This window comes from Orenia metallireducens (genome assembly GCF_001693735.1).
Taxonomy (GTDB): domain Bacteria; phylum Bacillota; class Halanaerobiia; order Halobacteroidales; family Halobacteroidaceae; genus Orenia; species Orenia metallireducens.
In genome coordinates this window covers 727,565-743,985 of sequence record NZ_LWDV01000009.1, presented here as the reverse complement: position 1 = coordinate 743,985, position 16,421 = coordinate 727,565, and the positions used below count along the sequence as shown (strand labels likewise).

Genomic DNA, 16,421 nt, shown 5'->3' with positions numbered 1-16,421 from the left:
GGAACGTTATACGCCATCGAATTTTATGTAAGTATGTATTTTATAGAAAGGAGAATATAATTGAATAAATTAAAAAAACATGTTAATAATGCAATATTTAAGGCTCAACAAAGTGGAAAAAGCAAACAATTAGCAGAAAGTATAGCAATTAAAGAATATTTTCTAAATGAAATTCCACAAGTAGAAAGTTTTTTCAAATTTATTAAAGAGAAATCAGTGGAGAAAGAAGTTCAAATAAAATTTATTTTAGGGGAAGGTAAATATATAGCTATTACTAAAGAAATACCGCCAAATGAAATTCAAATAAAGATTAATCCTAAGTCAGATAAAGATAAATTAGTTAGTGCGTTTGTCCATGAATTAGGGGAGGCAGGTTATATTTTAAGAAATTTCCCTTTAGTAAGAATTGAAGATAGTCTTTATAATTATGGAGGAAGAATTACTGAATTATTTAGTCACTTATATATAAAAGAGATTGTAAAACAATATAATTTGGAAGAGATTGAACGGGGAAATGGAGATGAGGAAATCAAAAGGTGGAGAAAGAAAAACTATTTAGAATGTTATAAGTATAAATGGGAGCAAGTGCTTATGGTTTCATGGGCTATTATAAATTATTCAAGATTAAAAGAAGAAAAATCTAAGTTGTTAGGATATAAACAAAATTCTGAGTATATTGAAAATATAATAAATGTTTTAAATAATATTAGTTATGATCAAGATGAAATTAAAAAATTAGTAGTAGAAATTATTGACTTATTAAAAGAATTGAGTTTTCCACATGAAATTAAAATTTATAGTATGTTTGATGGTTAATTTAAAAATATAACTTATAAAGTGAGGAACTATAAAGATGAATAAAAAACAAATTTTTTTTGAAAAAATAGTTACAGATGAGGCACAAGTTATTACCAATAAAATAAAAAGCAAATTAAAGAGTATTTCTATAGATAAAGTGATTTCTTCAGATGGTAGAAGTAAGGAAAGTCCTGAAGTTTGTAAGAGTGGTTCTTTTGTTTACTTATTATATGATAAAAATGACAAGCTACTATATGTTGGGGAAACTGGTACTAGCATAAGAAAAAGACTTAAAGGACATGGGGGAGGATCTCATAAGGGAAAGCCATGGTATAAAAGAATCAAAACTATTAAATATTATAAAGGGGATGCAAAAGTATTTGATGAAAAAAAGAGAAAGTTTGTTGAACAAGCTTTCTCTATTGCTTTAAATCCCGAATTTTATGGTTGAAAATATTATTACTAAAGTACATATAAATTTTAGAGAAAAATTCGACAGCGTATAACAACAAATTAGCGACATCCCAGTTGAGAGGATAAATGAAGGTTGGGCTGACTTATGTAAGACTTAAAGTTTATCTAAAATTAAGAGCATTAAAAGGGACGTCGCGAATCTGCGGGACGTTATACGACATGCAAAAAAGGAGGAAGTAAGATTATGTTGATTTATTTAAAAGGGTTGTACACTATATTAGGTAATATCAAATCAGAAATAAAAACGGTTAAGTTTAATGTTCCAAATGAAGATAAGGATGATATTAATGTAACCATCAAACCTGAAGAAAAAGAAATTGAATGTAGAGCAAAATACAATATCTCTGACGAATTATATGAAGCTTTAAAAAACTATAAGGAAGTAGAGATGAAAAATTTGAAAAATGGTTTTCAAGATAAAATATTAAATATAAGAAGTGATTTAAGCAACGCAAGTAAGAAAGTAATTTCTCTTATTAAATATTTATTATATTGTGAAGATTTAGATGAAAATTTAATATCTATACAAGGAGTATTTTATTCAGTAGATGAAGAAAATTGGTATCATTTACCTATGAGAGCTAATATAAGTGTTAGTGCGAGTCTTGTAAAAAAATTGAATAAGGGCAATATTGATATCATACAGGAATATTTAAATAATGGTATTAAGCCATTTTTAGCTTTAAAACATTTACATCGAGCTAAAACAGAAAGTAATCCAAGATATAAATGGATTGATGCTACAATTGCTGCTGAATTAGCAATTAAAGAGTTTATTATTAGGTATCAACCTGAAATTGAAACAATATTATTGGAGTTGCCTTCCCCACCATTATATAAATTGTATGGGAGAATATTAGAGTCAATGATAGGTGAAAGATCACCTAAATATAAAGAATTAAATGAAGGATCTTCTATAAGAAATAAACTTATTCATAGACCAGAAGTTCAAAAAATCAGTTTGGATAAAGCAAATAAATATGTTATAGATGTAGAGATTGCCATATATCATCTTTTAAATATACTTTATCCAGACAACCCTATTATTAATGAATTTTATAGTTTTAGAGGAATTGTTAAAAATAATTAATTTAAATTTAATAAGGTTTAAGGAGGAGTAGATTATGAAGACAGAAGAAGCTTATAGTTTAGATTATGGTGATGTAGTAGATGCAGAAAAAGCTCATGAACTATATTGGGATGGAACCATTAAGAATAAGAAAAATTTTGAATGTCCAGACCCAAATTGTTCTTTACAAATAACTTGTGCTAATATTGATAAAAGTAGAGATGAGATGAAAAAATCACCTCATTTTCGTATATATGATGAACATAGTAGTAAATGCGATATAGGAAAGAATACTGAAGAGAAAGAAGAACAAAAGAATAGTAATAAAAATAGAACAGAAAATAAATATATTGATTCTAAATTTGATATTTTATTGTTTCAAAGACCTAAATCACACTCTCAGAAATTAATTACTAAGAGTAATGGTGAAATAGACCATAAAAAACAAAAATTAAAATTAAAGCAGGAAAAAAATAAAAATGAAAAAAGAAATTCAGAATATTTCACTATAAAGCCTTTAATTTCAAAATTTGAAAAATATAAAGAAGATAATGTATTAAACGATTATTTTATTAAAATAAGGAATTATCCAATCAATTATGCAGATATGTTTGTTAAAATTAGTGAAAAAGAATTAAATTTATATAGTAATTATAAAAGAATTTATTATGGTACTGGAAATGTTGAGAGAAAAGGTAATAATTTTGCTATTGAATTTACTAATAGTATAATTTCTGAAGGAAGTTATTATTCTACTACTATATATATCACTGAAAAACTAATAAAAAAACATTATATGAATAGAAAATGGAAGAGAAAATTAGAAGAATTAGCAAATTTAGAATCAGATGAGATTATATTTTTTGTTTACAGTAAACCTATAGTGAAATCAGATTATCCATATATAAATTTTCCAATTACTAGTCTTAATTTTTTGGATTATAGATTTAAATAATGATAACAATAAATCGCACGTCGTATAACAGCACCTTAGCGACATCCCAACTAGGGAGCATAAATGAAAGCGGGGCTGACTCACGTTAGACTTAGTGGTTTGATTTTAGGTTAGGAGCATTATAGGGGACGTCGCGAAGCCGCGGGACGTTATGTGTCATTTGCAGATGAGAGTATTATTATTTTCAGTTAGTTTCAATTAAAGTGTTAATAAAGATAAAAACATATAGAAGTTCAAGAGCATAGTAAGACTTTACAATACTGGAGTGGGAAATTAAAGTCAGTAGTGAAGTAAAACCATGGGGGAGTTCAAAAGCAGTTGGAGTTCAAAACCAGTGGAAGTTCAAGATCAGAGGAAGATCAAAACCAGAGGAAGATCAAAACCAGAGGAAGATCAAAACCAGAGGCGATGACTTAATTAAGTTGGATAACTGTCCTGCAAACGCACACATAACATGGGTTTAGCGACATTCAGCTAAGTAAGTATTTAGAAATAAGAAGTGGTGACTTATGTAATTAATTGCTCTTAACGATAGTTCTAGGTAGCTGAACATCGCGAATCCCAGGGACGTTATACGCAATATGCCCCCATAGCTTATGTGCTTTTTATTTTTTAAAGAATAGAGAGGTGATAATGTGAAGAGATTATTTTTTATTGTTAGTATTCTTACTATTCTTATAAGTGGTTATGCTTTTGCTGGAAACCAATATCCTACAATGACATTAGTTCAAGATATTGAGTATTCGTCTTATTTAACTAGTAATAATCAACCTAAATTAGCTTATCATCCAATAAATTTAATAGATGAAGATAGAACAACAGCATGGTTTGAGGGAGTAGAAGATAATGGAGTTGGCGAATATATTGTTTTTAAATTTTTAAGACCAATTAATATTGAAGGGATAAATATTTTAAATGGTTATGGAAAATCTTCTAAGTTATTTTATGCAAATAATAGAATAAAAACATTAGAATTAGTTGTCAATGAATCTGTTAAAAAGAGTATTACTTTAGATGATATTGAGAAAAAGCAATATATAAAGTTTGAAGCTATGAATGTAACTAAGTTGAAATTAATAGTGAGAGATATTTATAAAGGTGGAGTATATAATGATACTGGTTTTTCAGAGATATCATTTTCAGCTAATATTGAAAGTGAAGAAATAACTGAAGATAAAAAGGAAGAAATTATTAATCTTTTTAAACAGGCTAATTTTGGAGAGACTTTTGAATATAATGAGGAAACTCAATCATATGACTCATATGTAAAAAAGTTAGTAAGTAAATTGAATAAAGATATTTCATTAGAAGTTATTAAAGAAGTTTTTGAAATGCAATATTCTAATTTAGATGGAGCAGGCGATGATATAAGATTGGGCAATTTTATTCACGCTATGAAGAAAAATCCTTAATTGCTTCCCCCAGTATTAAAAGTTATATATGATAGAAGTGATAGAGGTTTATTTGTTTCTGAATCGAATAGAGAAGATCCTTATGTATCTGCAATAAGATCGTTATTAAATGATAATTTAGTAGCATTGCCACTAATGAAACATAGTGGACTTGATTATTATACTACATATTATAATATTTTAGACTTAGGTGACACTAGAATTATACCCCAATATATAGATAAGTTAATCGAAACAGGAATTTGGCACGAATTTTCTTGTAACCTTATGCCAAATGAGATATTAATTAAGGAAAAGGATAGATATACAGAGAAAATTATTGAAAAATATTTAAATAAAAGATCTATGAGTAAGCAAGTAAGAGGAGAGTTAAGGAAAGTTTTAATAAAAGATTAAACTTAGAGTAAGAAGAGGGGGCAGACTGCGTATAACAGCACGTTAGCGACATCCCAACTTGGGAAGGACAAATGAAAGAGTGGCTGACTTATGTTAGGACGTTAATTTTAATTAGAGGTTGGGAACGTTAGAGGGGACGTCGCGAACCTGCGGGACGTTATGCGACAGTGCGACCAGCCTTTGAAATAATAGGGATAAGCTATATCTTAGGCTGTCTAAGTCTACCGTAAGGTAGACTTTTGGACTACCTATTCTATTTGAGGTAATCCTATCTACCGGTGCATTACTGGTAACGGTTTTGTGCTAAGCGGTAGGGACAATGTGAAACAAACTGCTAGCCTTGAAGCAGGTGATTGCTAGGATAAATATACTGCTATGATTAAATTAATTGAATTACTGAAAGCTTCGTCAAACGTAAATAGTGAAATTAGGCTGATACACTATGACCAAAAGGTGGGAGATGGGGTCAAGTAAGTTTTCGTGTTGCTTGGCAAATAGACTGATATCTTCGGAGTAAAGGTAGAATCTAAGGCAGTATGAATTGGCTAAGGTATAGAACTGTGTAAGCCCGGTATATTCCTGGTTTTCAGGTAGGTTAACAGCAATGTTAATACAATATTAGTGGGTAGAGGAAATAGGAAAAAGCGAATGTTATCTTGTAATGAGATAGATAAGGGTTCTAAATTTGCCCTGCTCTGAAAGGAGGCTGACTTCCTAAAGGTTATCTAAGGCAGGAAAGGATTGAAACTTTATGAATATGGCAAGCCAAATAACTCAATATGAGTGGGCGACCGTAGACCGGAAGAATGCAGGTATCAAATGGGAAACAATAATTTGGGGACCTGTAATAAGAAAGGTTAATAAACTTCAATCGCGAATCGCTAAAGCAATAACTAGAGGAATGAAGAACTTAGCTAGAAAGCTACAATATTTATTATCAAAATCATATTATACAAAACTACTTGCCGTAAGGCGAGTAACAACAAATAAAGGGAAAAAGACACCAGGTATAGATAAAATACTGTGGTCTACTGCTACAAGCAAATATATAAATGCCCTAAAATTAACTAATAAGAATTATAAAGCAAAAGCATTAAAAAGAGTGCATATCTCAAAGTCAAATGGAAAGAAAAGACCTTTGGGGATACCTACAATACATGATAGAGCGATGCAAGCTCTATATGCTAAAACACTTGATCCGATATCAGAAACAACAGCAGATAAGGTATCATTTGGCTTTAGAAAATATAGGAGTTGTGATGATGCCAAAGAATATCTGTTTAAATTATTAGGGAAAAAGATATCTGCTCAGTGGGTGTTAGAAGGAGATATCAAAGGTTGTTTTGATAATATAAATCACGAATGGTTAAAAGAAAATATATTAATTGACAGAAAAATATTAAATCAGTTTCTTAAAGCAGGTTTTGTTCATAATAAAAAGCTTTTTCCTACGGAAAAAGGAACTCCACAAGGTGGAATAATTTCACCTATTCTAGCTAATATGACACTAGACGGATTAGAAGAATTATTAAAAAGAAAATATTGGACTAATTCAAGAGGAACAATAAATAGAAAATATAATAGAAGAAATAAAATAAATCTGGTAAGATACGCAGATGATTTTGTAGTAACAGCCACTAATAAAGAAGTTCTAGAAGAAGCCAGAGAATTGATTGAGGGATTTTTGAAAGAAAGAGGTCTTGAACTATCAAGAGAAAAGACCGAAATAACTCATATCAATACTGGATTTGATTTTCTAGGATGGAACTTTAGGAAATATAATGGAAAGCTAATTATAAAACCATCTAAAGAATCCTATAAATCAATAATAAACGAAATTAGAACTAAAATCAAGGAAAACAAAACAATAAAACAAGAAAACTTAATTAAGATATTAAACTCAAAAATTAGAGGTTGGTGTAATTACCATAGGAGTGCATGTTCCAAAAAGAGCTATCAAAGCTTAGATAGGGATATATTCTATGCACTGTGGAGTTGGGCAAAGCGAAGACATCCAAATAAAGCTAAACAATGGATAAAAGATAGATACTGGATAAGAACTGAAACCCGTGATTGGACATTCTCAGTTGGAAATATCAAATTGATATTCGCAAGTGATACAAAGATAATAAGGCATAGGTTAATAAAGTTCGCAGCAAACCCTTATTTAAAAGAATATGATAAATATTATTTACGCAAAAAGCTAAGATTGAAATGAATTTAATTATTGTTTGCTAATCCGAAGATTAGTTTTGGAGAGCTTGAGCCGTATGACGTGAAAGTGTCAAGTACGGTTCTTAGGGGAGGAAGGAGCTGTAAAGCTCCTGACTTACCCGACTGCTAAGTTCTGTTTGTTATTCAAATTTTCTGCTAGTGTAAGTCTTTTAATTCCTCTAAAAATAAGATATAATGTTGTTAATATCGAAGTAATTATATAAATTAGTGAGGGATAATTAGACATGAAAAGAGAAATGTTAGACCCTAAAGTTGATTTTGTATTTAAGCAGATATTTGGTTCTGAAAAACATCCAGAAATATTAATTTCATTTTTGAATAGTGTTTTTGGGAGTAAAGGAACAGAAGAAGAAATTGTAAGTGTAAAAATAGAAAATACAGATATGGATAAAGATTGGGAAGATGATAAGTTTTCTCGATTAGATATCAAAGCAACTGCTAATAATAATACTAAGATAAATATAGAAATTCAGTTAAAAAATCAATATAATATGAAAAGAAGGACACTATATTACTGGAGTAAGTTGTTTGAGTCTCAGATGGAAGAAGGAGACCCGTATCAGAAACTTCAAAAGACTGTAACAATAAATATTTTGAATTTTAATTATTTAAGGGAGAATAGTAGGTATCATAATACTTATTTATTAAAGGAAAAAGAGACTAATGAGGTATTAACTGATTTGCAAGAAATTCATTTTATAGAGTTGCCAAAATTGAATGCAGATAGGTTTAAAAGTATTGATGAGGTGGAAAGTAAGAGAGATAAGGATAACTTAATTCCTTGGGCACTATTTTTGAAAAATCCTGATAGCGAGGTGATAAGAATGCTTGAGGAAAGAATAAAAGAATTGAAAGAAGCAGCAGAAGTTTTAGAATTGTTAAGTCATGATAAAAAAGCTAGAGAGTTATATGAGAGTCGGCAAAAGGCAATTCATGACCAAGTTACTAATATAATAGGAGCTACAGAAGAAGCGAGAGAAGAAGGAATAAAATTAGGAGAAGAAAAAGGAAGGATGAAAGAGAAAATTCAAACTGCTAAGAATTTATTAAGTATGGGATTAGATATAGAAAAAGTAGTTAAGGCAACAGGTTTAAATAAAGAAGAGGTAGAAAAATTGAAATAAAGTTAAATCCCTGAGTAGTTATATTTTAATCTCAGGGTTATTTTTTTACTTTGTTAATGGAAATAAAATCTTAAAATTATCAAATAAAGCAAATTTGGATTAAATACTTAAAAAGACGCACGTCTTGTAACAGCACCTTAGCGACATCCCAACTTGGGAGGATAAGTGAAAAGTAGGGCTGACTTATGTAAGATTGTAGCTTTAATTATAAGTTGGGAGCGTTATTAGGGACGTCGCGAAGCCGCGGGACGTTAGGCAAAATCCAGTTTAAAATAAATCATAATCAAAGTGTATATGATTTTATGATAGATAAAATTTTCAATAAAATATGTTAGTTTATCAAGGAGGTGATAGTATTTTTTGATTTAGAAAAACTTAATATAATTATTTCTGACAGAAAAATAAGAAATATAATACTTTAAAATCAAGAAGGAGGAGAAAAATGTTTGAGTTTAAGAAAAAAATTATTATTGTTGGATTGGTTTTAATATTAGGTTTAATGCTAGTAGGATGTAGTAAAGAATTAACAGAAATAAAGGAAAAGCAAAATATGGGTAGGTTAAAAGTAACTATTAGTAATTCTAATGCTAATAATTTAAAAGTACAATCTATTTCAGATATGATTACAATTGACAAATATGAAATTACGGTTAGTAAAGGAAATTTAAATAAAACTCAGGAGGTAGATGCTAATACTAATGAAGTAGTTTTTAATGATTTAGAAGTAGGAGATTGGACAGTGGAAATAATTGCTGTAGATACTGAAGGATATAATGCTTATGGTGGAAGTCATACTTCTACAGTAATGGCTGATACTATTACAACAGCTAATGTAGAGCTTTATTTGTTAGATGGAAATTTAAATACAAGTGTTACTATTCCTGCTGGATTAAATGTTGTTGCAGGACAAGTTAAATTAATCAGTAACATATCCGAAGAAGATAATATAATTAAAAATTTAACTATAAAAGGTTCTACAGGAACAGCTAATTTTACAGAAGTTAAAGCAAAAAAATGGGATATTGAAGTTTCTTTGTTTGATGATAATGATACTGTAGTTGCTTCAGGAAGAAATCAAATTGATATTTTACCTAGTAGAGATAACAATGCTTCAATAACTATTGAAACTAGTACAGGAGGATTAGATATTACTATAAATGTAAATCTTTCTCCTTCAGACCCTACAGGACTAAATGCAGAACTTCAAAATGGAGAAATAGTATTGAATTGGGATGAGAATTTAGAATCAAATATTAGTGGATATATGGTTTATCGTAGTAATAACTTGGATGGAGTAAAAGAAGTTATTAATGATAATTTAGTTATAGAAAACACTTATACTGATTCTAATGTAGAAATAGGAAATACTTATTATTACTGGCTAATAGCTTATGATTCCAATGGTTATTCAAGTGATTTTAGTAATGTAGCTACAATTGATATGCCTTTAGTTGAAATGGTAACAGTATTAGCAGGAACAACATCAGCAGATAATGGAGACTTAACTTTAGATTATGATATAGAAATGGGAAAATATGAAGTAACTAATAAAGAATATGTTGAGTTTTTGAATAGTGCAGGAGTATCTCCAGATGGAAGTTATGAAAATCAGGAGGTAATTGATATGGATAGTGATTATTGTCAGATTAGTTATGATGGGAGTAATTTTTATGTAAAATATTGGACTGACTCTTCTGGAACAGCAATAGATATAAGTGATTATCCTGTAGTAGAAGTAACATGGTATGGAGCAGTAGCTTACTGTAATTGGTTAAGTGAACAAGAAGGATTAACTCCAGCTTATAATCTTAGTGAATGGGAGTTGATAAATACAGATAAATCAACTCTAGAAGGTTATAGGTTGCCAACAGAAAATGAATGGGAGTATACAGCACGTGGAGGAGTTAATGGAGAGGCTACAACTTATGCAGGAAGTAATAATATTGATGAGGTAGCTTGGTATAGAGGTAATTCAGATATAGAAGGAAGTTCTAATTTTTCTATTGGGATGGGAACATTATCTATAGGACAAAAAAAAGCTAATGAGTTAAATATATATGATATGAGTGGTAATGTTTGGGAAATGACGGATAGTATCGATAGTTTAGATTCTAGACGTATTTTTGTTCGTGGTGGTGGTTCTACTAATTATTCTTCTAGATGTGAAGTTACTTATAGTGATACTTTCTATAAATCAAATAGTGGCTACCCTCAAGGTTTCCGAATTACAAGAACTAAAATTTAGTAAGAAGTAAGTCCTTTTGGGAAGTAGAATAGAAATTTTTAGGTGTAACGTTTAAATGAATATAGTCTTAATTAAATTATTTTTTGGTAACTACTCAGGTACCCTAATCCCTTATAAATAGTGCGTTTCTAAACTTTTAAACATGAAAAAACACATAAAAACACTAATTTTTTTGAGAAACCAAGTGCATAAACCACTATGTATAGTATGTTTTAAAATAGCGACCACTATATCTCGTACCTGAGTAGTTACATTTTTTGTATGTTCTATTTTAAATTTTTTTAGGGTTGAAAACAAACTGGACTTCGCCTAAACCAGCTAATAAAAGTCAAGAATAAATTAAAAAATATTTACATACGATGAATTAAAATATTAAGTGCAACAACAAAAAAAAGTGACACATCAACCACGTTCTGTTATTGTAGTAAGTAATCACACAAACTCAATAAAGGACGTGATTAAATGAGTCACTATAATCATCTTACTACAAAAGAACGCTGTTGTATAGTACATTTTAAAAAACTTGGTTGGGCTGTTAAAGATATAGCTAATGAATTAGGTAGAGATAGATCTACTATATATAGAGAACTTAAAAAAAATACTATAGATAATAAATATAGTGCTACTAAAGCAGGCGAACTATATCGAAACAGACGTAGTAATTGTGGTGCTAAAGGAAAAAAGCAAACTAATAATCTTGTAGAATATATTAATGCAAAACTTCAGCTAGGATGGTCTCCAGAACAAATTGAAGGACGTTTAACTCATGATTATCCTTTGGATAATCAAATGCGCATTAGCTTTAAGACGATTTATAACTGGATTTATGATAGGTTCTTAATTAAAGGTGATTTAACTAGGCTAAGACGAAAAGGCAAATCAAGAAAGCCTAAGGAAACTAGAGGTAAATTCAATACCGGGAAGTCAATTAAAGAAAGACCTAAAGAAGTTAGAAAACGTGAAATTGCTGGTCACTGGGAATTAGATACTGTAGTATCTAGTCGTGGTAAATCTAAGGCATGCCTTGCTTGCAACTTTTGTTGAGCGTAAGACACGATTTTTATATGCAGTACTTATGCCTAATCGAAAAGCAGTGACTTTAAATAATGCATTGTTTAGTGCCTTAAGTAATTTACCTAAAACCATTATTAAATCCCTTACTGTAGACCGAGGTAAAGAGTTTGCTAAATATGAAGATATTGAAAAATATTTAGAAACAGATGTTTATTTTGCTGATCCATATTCCTCTTGGCAACGAGGAACAAATGAAAATACTAATGGACTTCTTAGAGAATATTTTCCTAAGAAATTTAACTTTAATACTACTGATCAAGATGAAGTTAACCACGTTTTGAATTTGCTCAACCATAGACCAAGGAAATGTTTAGGTTATAAAACACCTTATGAAGCATTTATAAATGAGCTTAACAAGTGTTGCACTTAATTTGACAATCTATCATAATAAAAAAATGTAGAGATGGTTTAAGCAGGAGGAGTAAGTAAAGTTTTATATTTTTGAAATAGAGTAATGAGGAAGAAGTCCGCTTATAACGATCGCATAAACCAGCTAATAAAAGTCAAGAACAAATTCTAATTTATTCAAAAATCTAAAAATAAGCATGACAAAATAAGCTTACTTTTTAGCAAGCTTTTAAAATTTAGCAAAATATTAAGATTTTAATCTAATAGTTATTACTTTATTTTAAATATTTTGTTATTCTTCCAAACTCCATAAATAGTCCTTAAAAGCTTATTGGCAGTAGCGATAACAGCTACTTTATATGGTTTTCCTTGCTCACGTTTTTGGGTATAATAGTCATATAGGAGTTGATTATTAGGTCTTCCTTTAACTTTTCTCACAGCAGCAGTAGTTGCTTGGTAGAGTGACTTCCGAAGGTAAGTTGACCCTCGTTTAGATATTTTATTATTAGTCGCTTTAAATCTACCTGACTGATAGATGCTGGGGTCAAGACCAGCATAAGCAACTAACTGTTTAGTGGTAGGGAACCTATAAATATTACCAATTTCTCCTATAATACTGGCTGCTGTTAACTTTCCTACTCCTGGTATCGACAGGAGTAAAGGAAAGGCATAAGAAAGCTTAGCATACTTTGTAATTTCAGTTTTTAAATCTTTTAAAATAGCTCTCTGGGTCAAAAGTAATTCTATATAATGCTTTAGAACCCGAATACTAGAGCTTTGAGCAACCTTGTAGGATAAGCTCTCTTTAGCAGCAGCCATTAATTCTTCAACTTTATTATCTATCCACTTTTGATTATGATTACTTATCTTTAAAATAGATTTAAGCTGATTAACATCAGCAGTTAAGATAGCTTCAGGTGTAGGAAAAGTAGCCAGAACCTCTAATGAGGTAATACTACATAGCTTAGCGAAAACTTGATTATATTGAGGAAAGATTAAGTCAACAATGCTCATAAATTTAAGTTGAGTTTCTCTATAAAGCTCATTAAAACTTTCATATTGACGAGTAAGATTCTTTAGTTCTGCAGTTTCTTCTGGGATATTGGCTTGTGATTTAAAGTTATTGAGATAATAAACCTGTGCAATTCTATGGGTATCAATAGGGTCAGTCTTTATCTTACGGATGTTTCTCTTTTTTGCTTTATGAGTTTGAATAGGATTAAGCTCTATTACCTCATATCCACCTTTCATAAAAGAATATTTAAGAGGTTTAGAAAAGTTTCCTGTGGCTTCTAAAACAACCCTAGGTTGTTTACCACTTGCTTTCTTTAAATTTTTAAGTAATTTAAAAGCAGTTACTATTCCTTCGCTAGTATTAGCAAAAGAAATGGGAGAAGTAAAAACCTGTCCATAAGCTAAAAAAGCAGTAGCATAACTATTAGATTTTGATACATCAATACTTAAAATAGGTTGATCCATTTGAGTCCTCCTTATTAACCAGGTTTCTTAATCAACAACTCTCCACAGGTTTGTGTTGTGATACGAGTTCAAAGACTCAACCAGCTCAATTGGGGTATAAGTGTTGACTAGAAATTGAACAGTTTATGCGACGGGATCAAAGTCCCAACATGAGGTACGTTCTTCATCCTGGTTTTAATTTTACTATTATTATAATAATAAATAAGGGTACATACCAGATTGAACTGGTTATGTACCCTATTATACGAACATGGAGTTAGCAACATTCAGCTATGTGGTCAGAAGTTGGACAAGTGGTAACTTATGAAATTTAGTAGTTAGAATGTAGAGTGAGAGGGGTAGCGTGAACGTCGCGAACCCCAGGAACGTTATATGACATAAATGGCTAGATGCATAGTAAAATCTATGTTAGAAGCAGCCAGCCAAAAAGATTTTTGTTTGATAAATGGTAAGAATTATTTTATTACATAGTTGTTTTTTATGAGATATTGAGCTAATTAATAAAGAATTCTATTGAGAGTGTTTTAGTTCAAATAATAGCAAAACATATTGGAAAACCAATATTAAGGAGATTATTGGTTGGCAAGAGTTAGAAGAAACAGAGTCAATCATTTATACTGCAATTAAGGGAATGCTTTTACATATCAAAATTTTGAGAATAAATGATATGTTTGAGCATTGTAGAAGAGTGCAGATTTGATATGTCCGCTAGCACTTCCTAGGCGGAAATGCTAGCTAATTGCGGTCAGATAATGATATGTATTTGCTTTATGTTTAGTTTGATTTATAGATTGAAATATTTGAGGTTGTAGAAGTTTGAAGATATGAACTATAATTAGCCAACCAATAATTTTGAATTTATATTTTTTTTGCAGGAATGTGGATAATGTTAGCTTAATTGTAAGAATGATAAATATAAAGTATTTAGATGGTTAAATGAAGTGGCTGGCTGGTGTTTGTGTTAAAATGGTATTTAATTCATAAATTTTCAGGGGTAAGGAAATTAATATTAAAAGTTGATGTAGGAAGCTAGATGTTTGAAGGAAAGTTGGGAGGATAACCGTACGCCATTTACATCATATAACAAGACGTTAGCTACACCGATTAGGTGGGGAATAGCAAGATGGGGTGACTTATGTGAGACTTGGCGGTTAGATGAGAGGTAAGGGGGGAGCAGCGGCGTCGCGAACCTCTGAGACGTTATACGCAATATGCCCCCATGTCTATGTATTTTTTATTTTTTAAAGAATTAAGGAGTGATAATGTGAAACGATCATTTTTAATTGTTATTATTCTTACTATTATTATAAGTAGTGTTGCTTTTGCTGAAAACTATTATCCTACAATGACATTAGTTCAAGATCTTGAGTATTCTTCTTATTTGATTAGTAATAATCAACCTAAATTAGCTTATCATCCAGTAAATTTAACAGATGAAGATAGAAGAACAGCATGGTTTGAGGGAGTGGAAGGTAGTGGGGTAGGAGAATATATTGTTTTTAAATTTTTAAGACCAATTAATATAGAAGGGATAAATATTTTTAATGGTTATGGGAAATCTTCTAAATTATTTTACGCAAATAATAGAATAAAGACTTTAGAGATAGTTATAAATAAATCTGATAAGAATACGATTACCGTAGCTGATGTTAATAAAGAACAAAATATTAAGTTTAAAGCTAAAAATGTAAGTGAATTGAAACTAATAATAAGAGATATTTATAAAGGTGAAGTATATAATGATACTGGTTTTTCAGAAATATCATTTTTAACCAATATAGAAAATGGAAAAAGAAATAAAGATGAAAAAATCATTGAACTTTTTGATCCATCAGGAAAAATTGATTTTGAAAAAGTAGAAGATAAATTAAAAGAAGATATTTCACCACAAATTATTAAAGAAGTTTTTGAAAGACGGTATGAAGGGTTGGATGGCGCAGGTAATGATGATAGATTATATTTTTTCCTTCGAGCGATAAAAAAACAGCCAAGTTTAATACCTCCAGTTTTAAAAGTCATATATGATAAAAGTGATAATGGAATATTTGTATCTGAGTCTGCTAATGAAGATTGTTATGTGTGGTCAATAAAATATCTGTTAGATGATAATTTAGTATCATTACCATTAATAAAACACAGTGGAATGGGATTTTACACCACATATTACTATACTTTAGAATTAGGAGATACTAGAATTATACCTAAATATTTAGATAAGTTAATTGAAACAGGGATTTGGCATGAGTTTTCTTGTAATCTTATGCCACATGAAATAATAATTAAGGAAAAGGATAATTATACAGAGAAAATTATAAAAAAATATTTAAATGAAAAACCTATGAGTAAGGAAGTAAGAGGAGAATTGAAAAAGGTTTTGGAAAACAAGTAAATTTAGAGTAAAAAGAGGGGGCAGACTGCGTATAAACCAGCTAATAAAAGTCAAGAACAAATTCTAATTTATTCAAAAATCTAAAAATAAGCATGACAAAATAAGCTTACTTTTTAGCAAGTTTTTAAAATTTAGCAAAATATTAAGATTTTAATCTAATAGTTATTACTTTATTTTAAATATTTTGTTATTCTTCCAAACTCCATAAATAGTCCTTAAAAGCTTATTGGCAGTAGCGATAACAGCTACTTTATATGGTTTTCCTTGCTCACGTTTTTGGGTATAATAGTCATATAGGAGTTGATTATTAGGTCTTCCTTTAACTTTTCTCACAGCAGCAGTAGTTGCTTGGTAGAGTGACTTCCGAAGGTAAGTTGACCCTCGTTTAGATATTTTATTATTAGTCGCTTTAAATCTACCTGA

General features: G+C 30.0%; 13 protein-coding genes and 1 pseudogene. 12 read left to right on the top strand and 2 right to left on the bottom strand.

The window, feature by feature from the left end:
• Positions 1 to 60 precede the first annotated feature (60 nt).
• The 10 genes and pseudogenes from U472_RS11505 (at position 61) to U472_RS11460 (ending at position 12,152) form a co-directional block, all read left to right on the top strand.
• The gene (locus tag U472_RS11505) at positions 61 to 816 is read left to right on the top strand and encodes a hypothetical protein (RefSeq protein WP_068718597.1); all 756 of its coding nucleotides are present in this window, start codon (positions 61 to 63) and stop codon (positions 814 to 816) included.
• A 37-nt stretch (positions 817 to 853) separates the two neighbouring features.
• Positions 854 to 1,249: a GIY-YIG nuclease family protein gene (locus U472_RS11500; RefSeq protein ID WP_068718595.1), complete on the top strand. Its 396-nt coding sequence runs from the start codon at positions 854 to 856 to the stop codon at positions 1,247 to 1,249.
• Positions 1,250 to 1,456: 207 nt separating this feature from the next.
• On the top strand, positions 1,457 to 2,362 hold the full coding sequence (locus U472_RS11495; RefSeq protein WP_068718593.1) for a hypothetical protein: 906 nt from the start codon (positions 1,457 to 1,459) through the stop codon (positions 2,360 to 2,362).
• Positions 2,363 to 2,396: 34 nt separating this feature from the next.
• The gene (locus U472_RS11490; protein ID WP_083189890.1) at positions 2,397 to 3,296 is read left to right on the top strand and encodes a hypothetical protein; all 900 of its coding nucleotides are present in this window, start codon (positions 2,397 to 2,399) and stop codon (positions 3,294 to 3,296) included.
• 635 nt (positions 3,297 to 3,931) lie between these two features.
• Positions 3,932 to 4,708, top strand: coding sequence for an NADase-type glycan-binding domain-containing protein (locus U472_RS11485; RefSeq protein ID WP_068718590.1), 777 nt, complete (start codon positions 3,932 to 3,934; stop codon positions 4,706 to 4,708).
• A complete protein-coding gene (locus tag U472_RS11480) occupies positions 4,709 to 5,104 on the top strand; it encodes a hypothetical protein (RefSeq protein WP_068718588.1) in 396 nt (131 codons plus the stop codon).
• A gap of 751 nt (positions 5,105 to 5,855) precedes the next feature.
• Positions 5,856 to 7,322 carry a group II intron reverse transcriptase/maturase gene (ltrA, locus tag U472_RS11475; protein ID WP_068714227.1) on the top strand — a complete coding sequence of 489 codons (1,467 nt, stop codon included), beginning with the start codon at positions 5,856 to 5,858 and terminating at the stop codon, positions 7,320 to 7,322.
• A 241-nt stretch (positions 7,323 to 7,563) separates the two neighbouring features.
• Positions 7,564 to 8,463 (top strand): Rpn family recombination-promoting nuclease/putative transposase, encoded by a 900-nt coding sequence (locus tag U472_RS11470; protein WP_068718586.1) that lies wholly within the window; start codon positions 7,564 to 7,566, stop codon positions 8,461 to 8,463.
• A gap of 442 nt (positions 8,464 to 8,905) precedes the next feature.
• On the top strand, positions 8,906 to 10,708 hold the full coding sequence (locus U472_RS11465; RefSeq protein WP_068718584.1) for an SUMF1/EgtB/PvdO family nonheme iron enzyme: 1,803 nt from the start codon (positions 8,906 to 8,908) through the stop codon (positions 10,706 to 10,708).
• 462 nt (positions 10,709 to 11,170) lie between these two features.
• Positions 11,171 to 12,152: pseudogene (locus U472_RS11460) on the top strand (IS30 family transposase).
• A 248-nt stretch (positions 12,153 to 12,400) separates the two neighbouring features.
• Here U472_RS11460 and U472_RS11455 read toward each other — a convergent pair.
• On the bottom strand, positions 12,401 to 13,609 hold the full coding sequence (locus U472_RS11455; RefSeq protein ID WP_068718582.1) for an IS110 family RNA-guided transposase: 1,209 nt from the start codon (positions 13,607 to 13,609) through the stop codon (positions 12,401 to 12,403).
• Positions 13,610 to 14,646: 1,037 nt separating this feature from the next.
• Here U472_RS11455 and U472_RS17455 point away from each other — a divergent pair.
• Both U472_RS17455 and U472_RS11450 read left to right on the top strand, forming a co-directional pair.
• On the top strand, positions 14,647 to 14,775 hold the full coding sequence (locus U472_RS17455; RefSeq protein WP_281201101.1) for a hypothetical protein: 129 nt from the start codon (positions 14,647 to 14,649) through the stop codon (positions 14,773 to 14,775).
• Positions 14,776 to 14,873: 98 nt separating this feature from the next.
• Positions 14,874 to 15,998, top strand: a complete 1,125-nt coding sequence (locus tag U472_RS11450) for an NADase-type glycan-binding domain-containing protein (RefSeq protein ID WP_068718580.1) — start codon at positions 14,874 to 14,876, stop codon at positions 15,996 to 15,998.
• 165 nt (positions 15,999 to 16,163) lie between these two features.
• On the opposite strand, the gene U472_RS11445 is transcribed toward U472_RS11450, so the two are convergent.
• A partial coding sequence (locus U472_RS11445) for a transposase (protein WP_141677986.1) occupies positions 16,164 to 16,421 on the bottom strand: 258 nt, incomplete at its 5' end.

Bases quoted from the DNA above. Each gene is read 5' to 3' on its own strand.
- U472_RS11490 (WP_083189890.1), top strand. From the start codon at position 2,397: ATGAAGACAGAAGAAGCTTATAGTTTAGATTATGGTGATGTAGTAGAT.
- U472_RS11455 (WP_068718582.1), bottom strand. From the start codon at position 13,609: ATGGATCAACCTATTTTAAGTATTGATGTATCAAAATCTAATAGTTAT.
- U472_RS11465 (WP_068718584.1), top strand. From the start codon at position 8,906: ATGTTTGAGTTTAAGAAAAAAATTATTATTGTTGGATTGGTTTTAATA.
- U472_RS11495 (WP_068718593.1), top strand. From the start codon at position 1,457: ATGTTGATTTATTTAAAAGGGTTGTACACTATATTAGGTAATATCAAA.
- U472_RS11470 (WP_068718586.1), top strand. From the start codon at position 7,564: ATGAAAAGAGAAATGTTAGACCCTAAAGTTGATTTTGTATTTAAGCAG.
- U472_RS11500 (WP_068718595.1), top strand. From the start codon at position 854: ATGAATAAAAAACAAATTTTTTTTGAAAAAATAGTTACAGATGAGGCA.
- ltrA (WP_068714227.1), top strand. From the start codon at position 5,856: ATGAATATGGCAAGCCAAATAACTCAATATGAGTGGGCGACCGTAGAC.